The 16,222-nt window shown below is 51.4% G+C and carries 16 protein-coding genes; 4 read left to right on the top strand and 12 right to left on the bottom strand.

Translation table 11 applies throughout. The features are described from left to right. Nucleotides 1-360: 360 nt before the first annotated feature. Entirely contained in the window at nucleotides 361-1,656 is a 1,296-nt protein-coding gene (gene phoR / locus LG384_RS05225) for a phosphate regulon sensor histidine kinase PhoR (protein ID WP_045440453.1), read from the bottom strand. A 50-nt stretch (nucleotides 1,657-1,706) separates the two neighbouring features. Next, nucleotides 1,707-2,396, bottom strand: coding sequence for a phosphate response regulator transcription factor PhoB (phoB, locus tag LG384_RS05220; RefSeq protein ID WP_045440451.1), 690 nt, complete (start codon nucleotides 2,394-2,396; stop codon nucleotides 1,707-1,709). A gap of 189 nt (nucleotides 2,397-2,585) precedes the next feature. Here phoB and sbcD point away from each other — a divergent pair, with 189 nt between their 5' ends. Continuing rightward, on the top strand, nucleotides 2,586-3,788 hold the full coding sequence (gene sbcD, locus LG384_RS05215) for an exonuclease subunit SbcD (RefSeq protein WP_225760582.1): 1,203 nt from the start codon (nucleotides 2,586-2,588) through the stop codon (nucleotides 3,786-3,788). Next, nucleotides 3,785-6,928, top strand: a complete 3,144-nt coding sequence (gene sbcC / locus LG384_RS05210; RefSeq protein WP_225760581.1) for an exonuclease subunit SbcC — start codon at nucleotides 3,785-3,787, stop codon at nucleotides 6,926-6,928. The genes sbcD and sbcC overlap by 4 nt, the downstream gene beginning before the upstream one ends. Before the next feature lie 246 nt (nucleotides 6,929-7,174). Here sbcC and mak read toward each other — a convergent pair whose 3' ends face one another. Continuing rightward, the gene (gene mak, locus LG384_RS05205) at nucleotides 7,175-8,086 is read right to left on the bottom strand and encodes a fructokinase (protein WP_225760580.1); all 912 of its coding nucleotides are present in this window, start codon (nucleotides 8,084-8,086) and stop codon (nucleotides 7,175-7,177) included. 91 nt (nucleotides 8,087-8,177) lie between these two features. Between mak and rdgC the strand changes: the two genes are divergently transcribed. Further along, on the top strand, nucleotides 8,178-9,089 hold the full coding sequence (gene rdgC, locus LG384_RS05200) for a recombination-associated protein RdgC (RefSeq protein ID WP_045440439.1): 912 nt from the start codon (nucleotides 8,178-8,180) through the stop codon (nucleotides 9,087-9,089). A 44-nt stretch (nucleotides 9,090-9,133) separates the two neighbouring features. Here rdgC and ppnP read toward each other — a convergent pair whose 3' ends face one another. From ppnP to LG384_RS05175, 5 genes are all read right to left on the bottom strand, one after another. Beyond that, entirely contained in the window at nucleotides 9,134-9,418 is a 285-nt protein-coding gene (ppnP, locus tag LG384_RS05195) for a pyrimidine/purine nucleoside phosphorylase (RefSeq protein WP_045440436.1), read from the bottom strand. A 71-nt stretch (nucleotides 9,419-9,489) separates the two neighbouring features. Beyond that, on the bottom strand, nucleotides 9,490-10,167 hold the full coding sequence (locus LG384_RS05190) for an AroM family protein (protein ID WP_225760579.1): 678 nt from the start codon (nucleotides 10,165-10,167) through the stop codon (nucleotides 9,490-9,492). Between the two features lie 246 nt (nucleotides 10,168-10,413). Continuing rightward, nucleotides 10,414-10,605 carry a protein YaiA gene (yaiA, locus tag LG384_RS05185; RefSeq protein WP_045440432.1) on the bottom strand — a complete coding sequence of 64 codons (192 nt, stop codon included), beginning with the start codon at nucleotides 10,603-10,605 and terminating at the stop codon, nucleotides 10,414-10,416. A 26-nt stretch (nucleotides 10,606-10,631) separates the two neighbouring features. Continuing rightward, entirely contained in the window at nucleotides 10,632-11,177 is a 546-nt protein-coding gene (gene aroL / locus LG384_RS05180) for a shikimate kinase AroL (protein WP_225760578.1), read from the bottom strand. A 185-nt stretch (nucleotides 11,178-11,362) separates the two neighbouring features. Further along, nucleotides 11,363-11,818 carry a YaiI/YqxD family protein gene (locus LG384_RS05175; protein ID WP_045440426.1) on the bottom strand — a complete coding sequence of 152 codons (456 nt, stop codon included), beginning with the start codon at nucleotides 11,816-11,818 and terminating at the stop codon, nucleotides 11,363-11,365. A gap of 148 nt (nucleotides 11,819-11,966) precedes the next feature. Between LG384_RS05175 and proC the strand changes: the two genes are divergently transcribed. Next, entirely contained in the window at nucleotides 11,967-12,776 is an 810-nt protein-coding gene (proC, locus tag LG384_RS05170; RefSeq protein ID WP_048221961.1) for a pyrroline-5-carboxylate reductase, read from the top strand. 15 nt (nucleotides 12,777-12,791) lie between these two features. Here proC and adrA read toward each other — a convergent pair whose 3' ends face one another. The 4 genes from adrA to LG384_RS05150 all read right to left on the bottom strand — a co-directional run bounded on the left by adrA (nucleotide 12,792) and on the right by LG384_RS05150 (nucleotide 16,214). Continuing rightward, a complete protein-coding gene (gene adrA, locus LG384_RS05165) occupies nucleotides 12,792-13,907 on the bottom strand; it encodes a diguanylate cyclase AdrA (RefSeq protein WP_144243049.1) in 1,116 nt (371 codons plus the stop codon). 91 nt (nucleotides 13,908-13,998) lie between these two features. Next, nucleotides 13,999-14,319, bottom strand: coding sequence for a phosphate starvation-inducible protein PsiF (psiF, locus tag LG384_RS05160; RefSeq protein WP_045440421.1), 321 nt, complete (start codon nucleotides 14,317-14,319; stop codon nucleotides 13,999-14,001). 130 nt (nucleotides 14,320-14,449) lie between these two features. After that, a complete protein-coding gene (gene phoA, locus LG384_RS05155; RefSeq protein ID WP_225760577.1) occupies nucleotides 14,450-15,865 on the bottom strand; it encodes an alkaline phosphatase in 1,416 nt (471 codons plus the stop codon). Nucleotides 15,866-15,971: 106 nt separating this feature from the next. Further along, nucleotides 15,972-16,214, bottom strand: coding sequence for a sigma-S stabilization anti-adapter protein IraP (locus tag LG384_RS05150; protein WP_045440415.1), 243 nt, complete (start codon nucleotides 16,212-16,214; stop codon nucleotides 15,972-15,974). Nucleotides 16,215-16,222 lie beyond the last annotated feature (8 nt).

The raw sequence follows: 16,222 nt of genomic DNA, 5'->3' as shown, positions 1-16,222 counted from the left end.
GCCGTTCCCTGAGGGACAATACAGCGGCATTTTTAATCAATTCCAGCGGGATATCCTCCCAACCAGACGCAGCGAAGAATAGTTTTTCGATTTACCGCGCAAATGCAGTCGGTATGACAGCACTTGGTGCGCAATTTAAACGCTTATAACGTTTTAAAGCAAGGTGGGATCTAAAAACCAGAACAATATAGTGATATGAAAAATTGAACCAGCACAAAACACCATTCCCGTGAAAAAGTCATGGGCAATAATGCGAACAAAAAACAATCAAACGTCGTAAAATTCAGGATGTCATTATTGACGATGATGAAAAAAGCCAGCTTGCGCTGGCTTTTGGAAAGTTAACATTACAAATGAGCGTTAGCGGTTACTTTTGGCAATTAAACGTTCCGGGAGTATGAAACTAAACCGCGTTCCTTTTCCTGGTGCACTGTCGATAATCAACCGACTGTCATGATGATTTAACGCATGCTTCACGATCGCCAGCCCTAATCCACTACCGCCCGTTTGCCGGGATCGCGCTTTATCCACGCGATAAAATCGCTCAGTCAGACGCGGGATATGCTCAGAAGCAATGCCGGGGCCGTTGTCTTCGACGCTGAACTCAGCGCCTTGGGTCACATGCTGCCAGCGAACGGTGATGTGCGTTCCCGCAGGAGTATGGTTGACCGCGTTATAGATAAGATTCGAGATAGCACTGCGCAGTTGCTCCTCATTACCCAACACACTTAGCTGGCTATCAACGTCAAAGGTAAAGGTGTGTTTATTCTGGCTCAGCGTTTGCGCCTCATGTTCAACCACGCGCAGTATCACCGGCACATCGACTTTTTCATTCAACAGCAGCGCTGGTGCGGCCTCGATTCTCGACAATGTCAGCAGTTGCTTAACCAGCCCTTCCATACGCTGTGTTTGCTCACGCATGGTGTGCAGCGCTTTTTCTCGCGTTGCACCTTCCAGGGGATGTTCCTGCATCATTTCCAGATAGCCTTGCAGCACCGTGATTGGCGTACGCAGCTCATGGCTGGCGTTGGCAAAAAAGTTACGCCGCGCGCCTTCCAGTTGGTGCATCTGGGTGACATCACGCGCCACCATCAGCAATTGCTTATCGGTATAGGGCATCACGCGAATTTCCAGATGTCGTCCGGTATTGAGAACCAAATTGATCGGTCGACTAAAGTCGCGCGTTTTCAGGTACAACGTGAATTCCGGGTAACGCAGCAGGTTAAGAATATTTTGGCCGCTATCGTCCGGCCAGCGTAATCCCAGAACCTGCTGCGCCAGGCCATTACACCAGAAAATACCGCCCTCTTCGGTAGTCAGTACAACCGCGTCGGGGAGTGATTCAGCCCCACTACGAAAGCGTTTGATCAGATTACCCAGTTCACGACGGCGCTTCTTGTTACGTAGCTGCATTTGATGCAAACCGTACAGCAACGGTTCCCAACTGCCTCGCCCCGGCGGTGGTGTCATACTCCTGTCGACCCACAACCACCAGGACAAACGTAATAAATTCCAGAAATGCCAGACAAGCAGGCTTGTTACCGACGCCAGTAAAAACCAGGGCAGATAACCGAAAAAAGCACTAAGGATAAAAGCCGGTATGCAGCAAAGTATCAGCTCCAGCACCAGCCTTCTCCATGACAATCGTTCAAGCAAACGTCATACTCCATTTACAGCCAGGTCCATTAGGCTTGTATTCTTACCAGTCAGAAGCGGGTCGAAAAACGATATCCCGTCCCACGCACCGTCTGCACCATGCGATCGTGTCCGCTGTGCTCCAGCGCCTTGCGCAACCGGCGGATATGCACATCTACTGTCCGGTCTTCCACGTAAACATTGGTGCCCCAGACATGATTGAGTAATTGCTCGCGACTGTAGACGCGCTCAGGGTGGGTCATAAAGAAATGCAATAACTTGAATTCGGTGGGTCCCATATCAAGCGGATCCTCGCCGGTCATCACACGATGCGAGGTTGGATCCAGGCTCAGGCCCTGCATCTCAATGACCTCTTCAACCGCCATTGGCGAAATACGACGCAAAACGGCTTTAATACGCGCTACCAGTTCCTTGGGAGAAAACGGCTTAGTGATATAGTCATCTGCACCGGTTTCCAGACCACGCACGCGGTCCTCCTCTTCCCCTCTTGCCGTCAGCATCATCACAGGAATGTCCCGCGTCATCGCTTCTCGCTTGAGATGTTTAATGAACTGCAGACCCGACCCGCCCGGAAGCATCCAGTCCAGCAGGATGAGATCCGGCCAGGGTTCATTAAGTTGGTTCACAGCACTGTCATAGTCTTCGGCTTCTACGGGATGAAAACCGTTTTGCTCGAGCACGAAGCAGACCATTTCACGAATTGGAGCTTCATCTTCTACGACCAGAATACGTCTCGCCATGATTTGCCCTGTTTTTTAATTAACTCGTTTATCATCAATACGGTGTCATTATGCGTCAGATTTATGACAGATTTATGAAAAGATAGTCCAGGTTTAACGAAGGTTGTTGAATTATGACAGCCCGGAGGCAAGATATTACCGTCCTGCAAAGGTTATAATCCTGTTCACGTTTTTTGCCATGGAACACTTATGCGCATCCTTCACACGTCTGACTGGCATCTGGGCCAAAACTTCTACAGCAAGAGCCGCGCCGCTGAGCATCAGGCCTTTCTCGACTGGCTTCTGGATACGGCGCAATCCCATCAGGTGGATGCGATTATTGTGGCTGGCGATATTTTTGATACCGGCTCTCCCCCAAGCTACGCCCGTGAGCTATACAATCGCTTTGTTGTAAATCTGCAACAAACAGGTTGTCATTTGGTGGTGTTGGCAGGAAACCACGACTCTGTCGCCACGCTCAATGAATCCCGCGATATTCTGGCGTTTCTGAACACCACGGTGGTCGCCAGCGCAGGTCATGCGCCACAGATACTCCAGCGCCGCGACGGCACACCGGGTGCGATATTATGCCCGATCCCTTTTTTACGTCCACGCGACATCATCACCAGCCAGGCAGGACTCACAGGCGGAGAAAAGCAGCAGCATCTGCTGGGAGCCATCACCGACTATTATCAACAGCAATATGAGGACGCCTGTAAGCTACGCGGCGACCAGAACCTGCCCATTATTGCGACAGGGCATCTGACTACCGTCGGTGCCAGTAAAAGTGACGCCGTTCGTGACATCTACATTGGCACGCTGGATGCATTTCCGGCACAAAATTTCCCGCCAGCGGATTACATCGCGCTGGGACATATTCACCGGGCGCAGGTCATCGGCGAAACAGAGCATATTCGCTACTGTGGCTCGCCGATTGCGCTGAGTTTTGATGAGTGCGGCAAAAATAAATGCGTTCATCTGGTGAGTTTCGAAGAGGGTAAGCTGCGCGCGGTTGAAAACCTCACCGTGCCGGTTACACAGCCGCTTGCGGTACTGAAAGGCGATTTAGCGTCTATTACTGCTCAACTTGAGCAGTGGCGCGACACAGATCAGGAACCGCCCGTCTGGTTAGATATCGAAATTACCACTGATGATTATCTGCACGATATGCAGCGTAAAATTCAGGCCTTAACTGAAGACTTACCGGTAGAAGTCTTGCTGGTACGCCGCAGCCGGGAACAGCGTGAACGTATTATGGCGAATGAACGACGCGAAACGCTGAGCGAACTGAGCGTGACAGAGGTCTTTGACCGCCGCCTGGCGCTGGAAGAGCTGGAAGAACCGCAGCGCGAACGCCTGAATCAGCTGTTCAGTACCACATTACAGACACTCGCCGGGGAGCATGAAGCATGAAAATTCTCAGCTTGCGCCTGAAAAACCTGAACTCCCTGAAAGGGGAATGGAAAGTCGATTTCACGGCAGAGCCGTTCGCCAGCAACGGCTTGTTCGCTATCACCGGTCCGACAGGGGCTGGAAAAACCACACTGCTGGATGCTATTTGCCTCGCGCTGTACCACGAAACACCGCGACTGAGTAACGTATCTCAGTCACAAAACGATCTGATGACCCGCGACACCGCAGAGTGTCTGGCGGAAGTGGAATTCGAAGTCAAAGGCGAAGCCTATCGTGCCTTCTGGAGCCAGAACCGTGCCCGTAACCAGCCAGAAGGTAACCTGCAGGTCCCACGCGTAGAGCTTGCCCGTTGCGCCGACGGGAAAATCCTTGCAGATAAAGTCAAAGACAAACTGGAGATGACCGCCACGCTCACCGGGCTGGACTACGGACGATTTACCCGCTCCATGCTGCTTTCACAGGGGCAGTTTGCCGCGTTTCTTAACGCCAAACCGAAAGAACGTGCCGAACTGCTGGAAGAGCTGACCGGCACAGAGATCTACGGCCAAATCTCGGCGATGGTATTTGAAAAACACAAAACGGCCCGCACAGAGCTGGAAAAACTGCAGGCGCAGGCCAGCGGCGTTTCGCTGTTAGCAACAGAACAGGTGCAATCGCTCACAGAAAGTTTGCAGGTACTTACTGACGAAGAAAAACAGCATATTGTCAGTCAGCAAACTCAGCAACAGCACCTCAACTGGTTAATTCGGCAAAATGAGCTACAGACGGAAATAAACCGCCATCAGCATGCGTTGCGGGTCGCACAAGAGGCGCAGGAACAAGCGCAGCCGCAGCTGGCGTCACTCAGCCTGGCACTACCTGCCAGAGCATTACGCCCGTACTGGGATCGAATTCAGGAACAAACGGCTACACTCACCCAAACACGCCAGAATATTCAAGAAGTGAATGCTCGCTTACACCACAGCTTAGCGCTGCGCAGTCGCATTCGTCAGCATGCGCAAGGGCAATCCGTCATAATGTTAACCGCAAAACAGACGTTAACGAACTGGCTGGCCGAGCATGACCGTTTCCGTTTATGGAACAGCGAACTGGCGGGGTGGAAAGCACTCTTTGCCCAGCAGTCTGACGCCAAAAACCAGCTACGCCAGTGGCAACAGTTGCGGGAGAACGACACGCGTAAACTGGAGGCTCTTGCGCAACCGAAGCTGTCACTTTCGGCTGAAGACGTATCCCTGGCGCTGGCGCAACATGCACAGCTTCGTCCGTTACGCCAGCGTCTGAGCACGCTTCATGGGCAAATTGCCCCCAGGCAAAAACAGCTAACGCAACTGCGCACGACTATCCAACAGCGACAGCAGGAGCAGCTTCAGCGCAACGCCGCTCTGGCGGATAAACGCCAGCGCTATAAAGATAAGAATCAGCAACTTGCTGATGTAAAAACGATTTGCGATCAGGAAGCCCGCATTAAAGATCTGGAAAGTCAGCGGGCATTACTGCAGTCAGGCCAACCGTGCCCACTCTGCGGCTCCACCACGCATCCGGCGATCGCGACCTATCAAACGCTTGAGCTGAGCGTCAACCAGGCACGGCGTGAAGCGTTAGAAAAAGAGGTCAAAACGCTGGCTGATGAAGGCTCTATCCTACGTGGGCAGCTCGATGCAATAACTCAGCAGCTACAGCGTGATGAACACGAAGCGCAGACGCTTTCTCAGGAGGAGCAAGCACTTACTCAAGAGTGGCAAACAGTGACTGCCGGTCTGAACATTACCCTCCAACCGCAGGACGATATCTCCAGTTGGCTCGCCGCCGAAGAAGAGCACGAGCAACAACTTCACCAGTTGAGCCTGCGCCATGCCCTGCAGGCGCAAATCACCGCGCATACAGAACAAATCTCTCACCTGCAGCAACAGATTGATCAACGCCAGAGCACGTTGCAGGCTGAGCTAACCCGGAATGGCCTGTCTCTTCCTGCCAATGGTGAAGAAGCTGCGTGGCTCAGCGAGCGGGCAAGCGAAACACAAATATGGCAGAGCCGCCAGAGTGAACTGACCGAGCTACAAGCGCAGATTGCGCAACTTACTCCTCTGCTGGAAACGCTACCTGAGACCGAAGTCATTCAGGATAACGAAGATAACCTGTCACTGGAAAACTGGCGACAGGTGCACGATGATTGCCTTTCATTACAGGGCCAGTTGCAAACACTGCAACAGCAGGAGGCACAAGACCTCCAACGCGTCGCTGAGATTCAGGCGCAATTTGATGCCGCACTGCAAACCAGCATCTTCGACGATCGCGACGCTTTTCTTGCCGCCCTGCTGGATGAAGAGACCTTTAACCGACTCGAACAGCTAAAGCAGTCGCTGGAAAGCCAGTTACAGCAGGCTCAAACACTGGTCAATCAATCGACACAGGCGCTGGCGACGCACCAACAGCAACCGCCCGTCGGCGCGGACCTCACCCTTAGTCAGGAACATCTTCGCGATACGCTGACGCAGCTCGCCCAAAGGCTACGGGATAACGCCACCCGTCAGGGAGAAATTCGCCAGCAGCTCAAGCAAGATGCCGAAAACCGTCAGCAACAAAAGAGTCTGATGCAGGAGATTGAAAAGGTCTCGCAGCAGGTCGAAGACTGGGGTTATCTGAACGCCCTTATCGGCTCTAAAGAAGGTGACAAGTTCCGCAAATTTGCGCAGGGGCTGACGCTGGATAATCTGGTCTGGCTGGCCAATAACCAACTGACCCGCCTGCATGGCCGCTACCTGCTACAGAGAAAGGCCAGCGAAGCACTGGAGCTGGAAGTGGTTGATACCTGGCAGGCCGATGCCGTTCGCGATACCCGGACACTTTCCGGCGGCGAAAGCTTCCTCGTCAGTCTGGCACTGGCGCTGGCGCTGTCCGATCTGGTCAGCCACAAGACGCGAATTGATTCCCTGTTCCTCGATGAAGGCTTTGGCACGCTGGACAGCGAGACGCTTGATACCGCCCTGGACGCGCTGGATGCCCTTAACGCTACCGGCAAGACCATTGGGGTTATAAGCCACGTCGAAGCGATGAAAGAGCGTATTCCGGTGCAGATAAAAGTTAAAAAAATCAATGGACTGGGTTACAGCAAACTCGACAGGATGTTTGCGGTGGAATAGGCCAGACTCTGTTGTAATGCCGGATAGCACAGATAAACGTGCATACCCAAAATAATTCGAGTTGCTTGTAGGCGGCAATTGAGTGAAGCCCCAGGAGCTTACTCAGGTAAGTGACTGGGGGAGTGACAAATCTGTCAGGAGCAGATTTGAATGCTGCGGAGCGGCGGCCCGTCAGAATGAGGTTAATGGACGAGCCGGGTAACGCGCAGCCAACTTGAAGTATGACGGGTTATCCGGCAAAAGAGATTATGACTCTTGCGGCCACAGCCAGGCCGCACCGCGTACGCCGCTGGAGTCACCGTGCAGCGCTTTTCGTAGAGGCGTTTCACACTCGCCGCCGAAGACAAACTGCTTAATCAACGACGGGACCGTTTGATACAACCTGTCGACATTGCTCATCCCGCCGCCCAGTACAATGACGTCAGGATCAAGAATATTCACCACATGAGCTAACGATTTCGCCAGGCGTAACTCATATCGTCTCAGTGCCTGCTCAGCCAGGGCATCCTGCTCATCTACCAGGCGAATAATTTCACTGCCTTTTAGCTGATTTCCGCTCAGCCGATGATAATCCGTAGCAAACCCTGTCCCAGAAATGAAGGTTTCAATACAGCCCTGTTTGCCGCAATAACAAGGCACTTCCTGCCGATAACGCAGTTCATCCTCATCCATCCACGGTAGCGGGTTATGTCCCCACTCTCCCGCCGTACCGTTGCCACCGGTATGCGCTCGCCCATTCAAAGCCACGCCAGAACCACATCCCGTACCGATAATCACTGCAAACACGGTTTGCGCACCCGCCGCCGCGCCATCTACCGCTTCAGAAACGGCCAGACAGTTGGCATCGTTTGCCAGACGCACTTCACGCTTCAACCGCGCGCTTAAATCTTTATCAAAAGGCTGACCATTGAGCCAGGTCGAGTTGGCGTTCTTCACCACACCAGTGTAAGGGGAAATCGAACCAGGGATCCCCATACCAACGGTTCCCGTCTGGCCGGTTGCGTTTTCCGCCATTTCCACCAGCGTAGCGATTGTTTCTATTGTTTGCCGGTAATCATCACGCGGCGTGGGCAGGCGATGGCGAAAAAGCTGTTCGCCCAAATCACCTAGCGCAATCACTTCTGTTTTCGTGCCGCCTAAATCGATACCTATACGCACTGTATGTCCCTCTTCCCGATTAACAATGCAAGCATAGCGACAATTCGCTATTATGCCCGCTGGATTTAACGACAAGGCCGTGGAAATTATCATGCTGTGGTTCAAAAATTTAATGGTTTACCGTCTTAGCCGCGATGTTTCTTTGCGTGCCGAAGAGATGGAAAAACAGCTAGCCTCAATGACGTTTACCCCTTGTGGCAGCCAGGATATGGCAAAAATGGGTTGGGTTCCGCCGATGGGATCGCACAGCGATGCATTGACGCATACCGCCAACGGCCAAATTATTATCTGCGCCCGCAAAGAAGAGAAAATCCTGCCATCACCTGTGATTAAGCAGGCGCTTGAAGCCAAAATATTCAAACTGGAAGCTGAGCAGGGTCGCAAACTCAAAAAGACCGAAAAAGACTCGCTTAAAGATGAAGTGTTGCATTCATTGCTGCCGCGCGCCTTTAGCCGCTTCAGCCAGACAATGATGTGGATAGACACCGTCAATGACCTGATCATGGTCGACTGCGCAAGCGCGAAGAAAGCGGAAGATACGCTGGCGTTGTTGCGTAAAAGCCTGGGTTCTCTGCCGGTTGTCCCGTTAGCGCTGGAAAATCCGATCGAGTTAACGCTCACCGAATGGGTGCGTTCCGGCTCTGTCGCCCAGGGCTTCCAGTTGCTGGATGAAGCTGAACTGAAAGCCATGCTGGAAGATGGCGGCGTGATCCGCGCGAAGAAACAGGATCTGGTGAGCGACGAGATTGCCGTTCATATTGAAGCCGGTAAAGTCGTCACCAAACTGGCTCTCGACTGGCAACAACGTATTCAGTTTATGATGTGTGACGATGGCTCACTGAAGCGTCTGAAGTTCAGTGATGAACTGCGCGATCAAAACGAAGACATCGACAGAGAAGACTATGCTCAACGTTTTGATGCCGATTTCATCCTGATGACCGGAGAACTGGCGGCGTTAATCAAAAGCCTGGTGGAAGGATTAGGCGGAGAAGCACAGCGCTGATTAGGATGTGCCGGATGGCAGCTTCGTCATCCGGCATTTTACAATTACAAATAGCGGCAAAGATACGATGTTGGCTCTGCCACCTGCAGATGAAACTCACTGTGACCTGGCACGTTGAACACGTCCCCTGCGGCATACACTTTCCACTCAGTTTCCCCTGGCAGCAACACATTCAGCGCGCCGCTAACCACCGTCATCTCTTCAGGTGCCGCAGTACCGAAAGTGTATTCGCCTTCCGCCATGACGCCAACGCTGGCACGGCCAGTACTGCTGCTGGTAAAACCAATCGATTTTACTTTGCCGGAAAAGTATTCATTACTTTGAAGCATACAACTGGCCCTATCTCGTTATTAAGTTAACAAACAATATAGGGGCCTGACGTTCCACCTGTCACGCAAAATTAAGCGAGCAGTTCTGAAGCCAACCGCGCAATCAGGACATTAGACAAAAGCACCGGAACATCCAGCGATTTTTGCAGTAAATCACGATGTCGCTGATTAAACCCTAAACAATCCAGCATGATCACATCAGCACCTTGCTCAATGAGAGCTTTCCCCGCATCGATCAGTTGTTGTGCGGATCCATCAAGAGGATTTGCCACGGCATAAACTGGCGGGGTCTGTAATACCTGCCATTTACTCACCTGGGCCTCAAGCAACTCAGTGACAGGCACAATCACCCCGACCTGATGCCCATCCACAATCGATGCCACCAGAGGGGGGATAATACGTAGGGGCTCAAGCAGGATGCTATTGTGTGCCGTCAGGCGGGCAATTGAAGCGGTACTCATCAATAAGATGACGTCAAAACCCTGGTTATCCAGCACTTCAACAATGCTTTGGAGATCGCGCTCAACTTTCTGGCGCGAGACATGAGCAAGCCGATGGTCGCTGAGCAACGTTAATAACAAATCATCACCTGGCGATACGGCATATTCGAGCATCACATCTTCCCTCTGCATCTGCCCCAGCAGACTATGGTGCGTGATGTGTTGCTCATCAATATATTCCGTCAGGAGCGGTAATACCTCACTCATCGGGACAACACCAATCGTGAGGATAGCCAGCGACGTACTCATTTGTTACTCCACCGTCTTCTTACTGCGTCATGAATTCCCAGGCAAATGCCGGACACCTACCTGCGCTACAAATGCTCAAAAGCGTAGCAGCAGATAAGCAAGGCATAATGTAAAGATTCCTAATCATTCCAGTATTATGTTGTTATCGTTTAATTTTCAATTTTCGCTGTGTATGACGACGTGCGAAAAATGTGATACCGATACGAGCAGAGGGTACTCTGATTTCTTTACCAGCAACGCCTGGCGTCAGGTTTTATCGGGATCCTCATAGCGCTTTTTGGCGTCCATGGCCTCTTGCGCGGAAGGATGTTCACTGATCAATGAATCGGGTTTAGGATGATCGGCGCGAAGTTGATACCAGGTTACCGTCTGGCCAGGCGTCCCTTTCTCAACTGTCACAATGGTAGCTTTGCGCGGGTAAGGTGGTTTTGTCGGCATATCTCTTCCTTTTGAGTGGATGAGCTTTAAGTATAGACACCACCCTGTAACCGTGACGCCGGCTGCGACAGTAGCCCCAGAATATCGGCAACAACCTGAGAAGGTTTATTTGTTGCATCAACAATGTAGTGCGCCGCTTCCCGATACAGGACATCGCGCTGCTCCAGCACTTCCTGCACTTCTTCAGTTAATGGTTTACCGGTTAAGGTCGGGCGTAACCCTTCTTCCGGCGCGGCCTCCAGGCGGTTAACCAGTACTGATACGGGTGCGCTTAAATAAATGACTACACCACTATTGCGCATGTAGTGCCGGTTGTATTCGGTGAGAATGATACCGCCGCCGGTCGCAACAACGGTTAAAGGTGCGGTAACGGCTTCCAGAGCAGCCGTCTCCTGGGCGCGAAACCCCTCCCATCCCTCTCTTTCGACAATTTCCGCCACGGTCATTTGTACATGAGATTGCAACCAGCGATCGGTATCAACAAATTGGTAATCGATAGCCTTGGCGAGCGCCATTCCGGTTGTCGTCTTACCACACCCCCGGGGGCCAACAAGAAAAAGAGGTTGCGTCATCACAGAAATTCCCCAGAGAACCGCAAGCGAGCGGGATCTGATGCTGTTAAAGTTATAATCATACCATCAAACTAGTACATCACCAAAGTGTAAACAATACATTCCACTTAGGGCAATTAAATTAATTAAGCCCCACTATAACAAGAATTCACCATGATGAAAGTGTAAAAAATAAATTACAGCCACTATTTTCTGCGCTGAACTTCCAACCACCATTTATCAAGTTCAGCTGCAAAATGCTGGCGATCGCGTGGTGAAAGACTATCAGGCCCGCCGGTCTGGATCCCACTGGCACGCAGGGTATCCATAAAATCACGCATCGTCAGGCGTTCACGGATTGTCGCTTCGGTATAACGTTCTCCGCGTGGGTTTAGTGCAGCCGCACCTTTTTCAATAACCTCAGAAGCCAACGGGATATCCGCCGTGATCACTAAATCGCCCACATTACACTGGCGCACAATCTCATTATCTGCGACGTCAAACCCGGCAGGAACACGTAAAGTACGGATTAAACGCGAAGGCGGGACGCGCAAACTCTGATTTGCCACCAGAATCAGCGGCATCTGCATACGTTCAGAAGCACGGTATAATATTTCTTTAATCACATTAGGACACGCATCCGCATCCACCCATATTGTCATATCACCTCCCGACTCATGTGCAATCGCGTATTGTCTCGTGCTTTTACTTTCCAGCAAAGTGCTGTTTCTCCTTCTGAACACATTCATTCCGCGCTAAGCTTACCTTTCCCAGGTAAAACAACGAATATCACGTATAGGGAGTGACACAATGGACAAGAAAATTGGGTTTATCGGCTGCGGTAACATGGGCAAAGCGATTCTTGGCGGCCTGATCGCCAGCGGCCAGGTTCTCCCCGGACAAATCTGGGTCTATACCCCTTCCCCCGAAAAAGTCGCCGCCCTGCACGACCAGTACGGCATTAATGCAGCACAATCTGCGCAGGAAGTCGCGCAAATTGCCGACATTGTTTTTGGGGCCGTGAAACCAGGCATCATGATTAAAGTGCTGAGTGAAATTACCTCCAGCCTGAGCAAAGATTCACTGGTCGTATCTATTGCGGCTGGCGTCACCCTCGATCAGCTCGCCCGTGCATTGGGTCATGACCGCAAAATTATTCGCGCAATGCCAAACACTCCGTCACTGGTTAATGCCGGTATGACATCTGTGACACCAAACGCGTTGGTTACACCAGAAGATACCGCTGACGTGTTGAATATTTTCCGCTGCTTTGGTGAAGCGGAAGTCATCGCAGAATCAATGATTCACCCAGTCGTTGGGGTCAGCGGTTCAGCACCGGCATATGTTTTTATGTTTATCGAAGCAATGGCGGATGCAGCTGTTCAGGGTGGCATGCCGCGCACACAGGCGTATAAATTCGCGGCACAGGCGGTGATGGGATCGGCCAAAATGGTCCTCGAAACGGGTAAACATCCTGGTGAGCTGAAGGATATGGTGTGTTCGCCTGGTGGAACCACCATTGAAGCTGTCCGTGTCCTGGAAGAACGCGGCTTCCGTTCTTCGGTGATTGAAGCGATGGTTAAGTGTATGGAACAATCGGAGAAACTCAGCAAATCCTGAGTGGATAACCGGACGTCAGGCCGCCGCTTCAGTGCGGTTACGTCCGGAATTCTTTGCTTTGTATAACGCCATATCCGCCGATTTTAACCATTCTCGATAATGTTCAGTCTCTGCGGTCAGGGGCGCCACACCCACGCTAATCCGCAGGGCAACCTGCGGAGCGCATGATAAGCGTAACTGGCTGAGCCGTTCGTGGACCCGCGACATTGCTGCAATAGCGTTGGCTGCCGGCGTTCCGCACATAATCACAGCAAACTCATCACCGCCAAAACGCCCTATGACATCACTGCCGCGTAATGTCATCTGCAATTGACGAGTCAGAGCGACGATAGCCTCATCCCCGACGTCATGTCCCCAGGTATCATTGATGCTCTTGAAGTGGTCGATATCAATAATCAGTAACGTGGCATCACGCTGATAGCGACGACAATTATCAAATTCATTGCGCAGTAAAAATTCCCAATGGCGTCGGTTATACACCCCGGTCATACCATCCCGCGTACTCATCACCTGCAACCGACGTTTATGCTCCGCCAGCTTTATTACCGTTTGATAGCTGACCCAGGCAAACAGCAACGGATAAATAACCAGCACCGGCAAAGATAGCAATACGCTCAATTGTGTACTGCTAAAAGCAACGGAGATAGCCGTTAACTGCAACGTGACAAGGCATGAAACCACCAACAACACGGCACCCGCGATGAATAATCGCACACCACCTGCGCCCATCAGGTTGATGCAGATAATCATCAGCAGTGCCGTGGATGGCAGCAGGTTAACCCCCATAATCCCCATCCACATACCCGCCAGGATCGCATCCGCTTTTAAATTAGTGAATTCACCATGTTGAGGATCTTCTGCTTTGCTCGCCAACTGCCACGCCAGGTGTGGCCAGACAAAGGCCCATCCCACCAATAACAGCCACCAGCCGCCGGTAATCGGCTGTGAAACTAATACAGAAGCAATGGGGAAAAACATTCCCCCCAGCCCTACCGCACGCGGCAGCCTGATCCGTCGGGCAAATCGCAGTCCGGAGCGCTGATGGTCATTTCGATGAAGTGATAATAACGCTTCATTCTGTACGACCTTTTTTTGATAGAAATTTTCATCATTCATCGTATTTGGGAATATTCTGAAACAAATTTCCCAAATTATAGGAAGGGGTCTGGCGGTGAAAGTATGATATTTCGGGTGAGCGATTTTCTCTGCTCACCCGTATGTATTACGCAGCTTTTTTCAGACAGGCACTCATAAACTTATTACGATCATCGCCTTTCAGAGACTGCTCTGTCGCCTGGACATTGCACTCACGCATTTTCTGCTGCTGTGGCGTCAGGCTCTTTTCCTCTGGAGCAGATTTACTGTTTTTCAGGCAATCACTCATGTACGTCTTACGGGCATCCCCTTTTAAGGTTTGCGCCGTCGCTTGCTGGTTGCAGGTGGTCATACGCTGTTGTTGCGGGGTTAATGTCTTCTCGGCAGCGCCGACGGTAGTTAAAAAAATCAGACCAAATAGCAACGTAACCAGTAATGTTATTTTCATAGCACCATCCTTTTATAAGCATGCAACTCTAAACGCCGCCCTATTCTGAACGACAGCATGTAGGTATAAGTCTGGCTGCTAAACGCAAAAAAACCACCCGACAGCAAAAGTATTGCCGCCGGATGTCTGCTTATTTAAGCCCTAATGCGGCTTTCATGGTGTAGAACAGATCGGTTTGGTCGGTCAGACCGACAACATTCGCAGCATGTGGTCCATAGGCCGCAATACGCAACTGGCTGCCGGTATGCTCCTGGGATTCTTCCTCGGAGTTACCGTAGCTGATAACCATTACCGCGCCATCTTTGGTGTTCAGCGCCTGGGTTAAACCCGGAGCCTTCGTATCCGGCGCAACAATCTGGCTGGAATGGGCGTGATCGGCGGTAACTACAACCAGGGTGTTGCCATCTTTCTTCGCAAATGCAAGCGCACGCTGCACCGCCTCATCCAGATCGACCGTTTCTCCAATCTGCCCACATGGGTTAGCAGCGTGATCCTGCTTATCGATTGACGCCCCTTCAACTTGCAGGAAGAAGCCTTTCTCATTTTTGCTCAACAGCTCAATCGCTTTATCCGTCATCTGTGCCAGCGTGGGCACGGTATCGTTACGCTTTGGGTTCGGCGCACAAGTCACGACGGGTTGATCAATGTTGCCGTGATATGACGCTTTCGGACCTTCCCAGCGTACCGGCATGTTGCCCTCGGAGAACAGACCCAATAACGGTTTATCCTGATTGGCTTCAGTGATTGCTGCAAGCGTTGCGGCATCGCTCACCAACTGATATCCACGCGCCTGTGCCTGTTCACGCAGCGTTTTCCCCTGCCAGTCACCTGCTGCCGCGGTCTCTGCAAAGGTTTTTGCCCCACCGCCAAGCGTAACATCGGCGCGGGCGTTCAATAATTGTTCCGTGATCGACCCTTTACCACCTTTTTCCAGCGCATTGGTCGGGCATTTTTCAGCGGTTACACTCGGACCGTAGCATTTACGTGAGGTCACATGCGCCACCAGGGCAGCCGGAGTCGCATCCTGCAACTCAGCAGTAGAAACGTTGCCTGTCGCCAGACCTGCGGCTTTCGCCATTTCCAGAATCGTGATGTGATCTTTTTCGTGAATATCAACGCCCAACGCACCATTGTAGGTTTTAACGCCGGTCGTCCACGCCGTTGCTGACGCCGCAGAATCCGTTACATAATCAGGTTTACCCGTTTTTTTATCCAACGCGTAATGTGTGTATTGCCCGGTCAGAGGTAATGCATCAATACCTTTAAAAAATCCACCTGCGCCTTCGGCATAATTGCGAGCTGCTGTAATTTCTGAATCCCCCATGCCATCACCGATCAATAAAATAATATTCCGGGCAGGTTTATCAATCAGTGAATCACGCAGAGCCGCCGTTTGATCAGCGGTTAATCGGCGCGCCCCACCTGGCGTGGTGATATCCCCCTGAGCGGCACGATTATCCATAACCGGTACAGCAGATGATTCAGCATAAATAACCGGGGTAAACAGTAATGGTAACAGGGCAATAGCGAGTGCACTTTGTTTCACTTTATTTTCTCCATGTATAAATACAGTAAAATTAAAACAAAGTGACTATAAGTATTTGATGTGACACTTTTATGATGTCAGGGGGTAGTGAATTTCTGGAGATCGCTCAATACGTTTTTGGTAGGCTTTCACCCGGATTATGCAGAGTTGTCAAAAATGCCGGCATACGGCTTACGCCCGCCAGCGCCCCCTCAATTTGACGAATCAATATTTGCTGATCATTTTTCGCCATATTGCTTAGCATCTCCATGATAACCCACTCTAACGTTTCTACCTGGGCAGCCAGCTCCTGCGACTCTTCTTCTTTTTGGGCAAGCTTAAGTAGTAACTCAGTGACGAGATTTTTCATTTTCGTAT

The organism is Citrobacter sp. Marseille-Q3906, from assembly GCF_916618775.1.
Taxonomy (GTDB): Bacteria; Pseudomonadota; Gammaproteobacteria; order Enterobacterales; family Enterobacteriaceae; genus Citrobacter; species Citrobacter murliniae.
The sequence above is the reverse complement of the archived record's forward strand: the minus strand, read 5'-3'. Positions and strand labels throughout refer to the sequence as shown.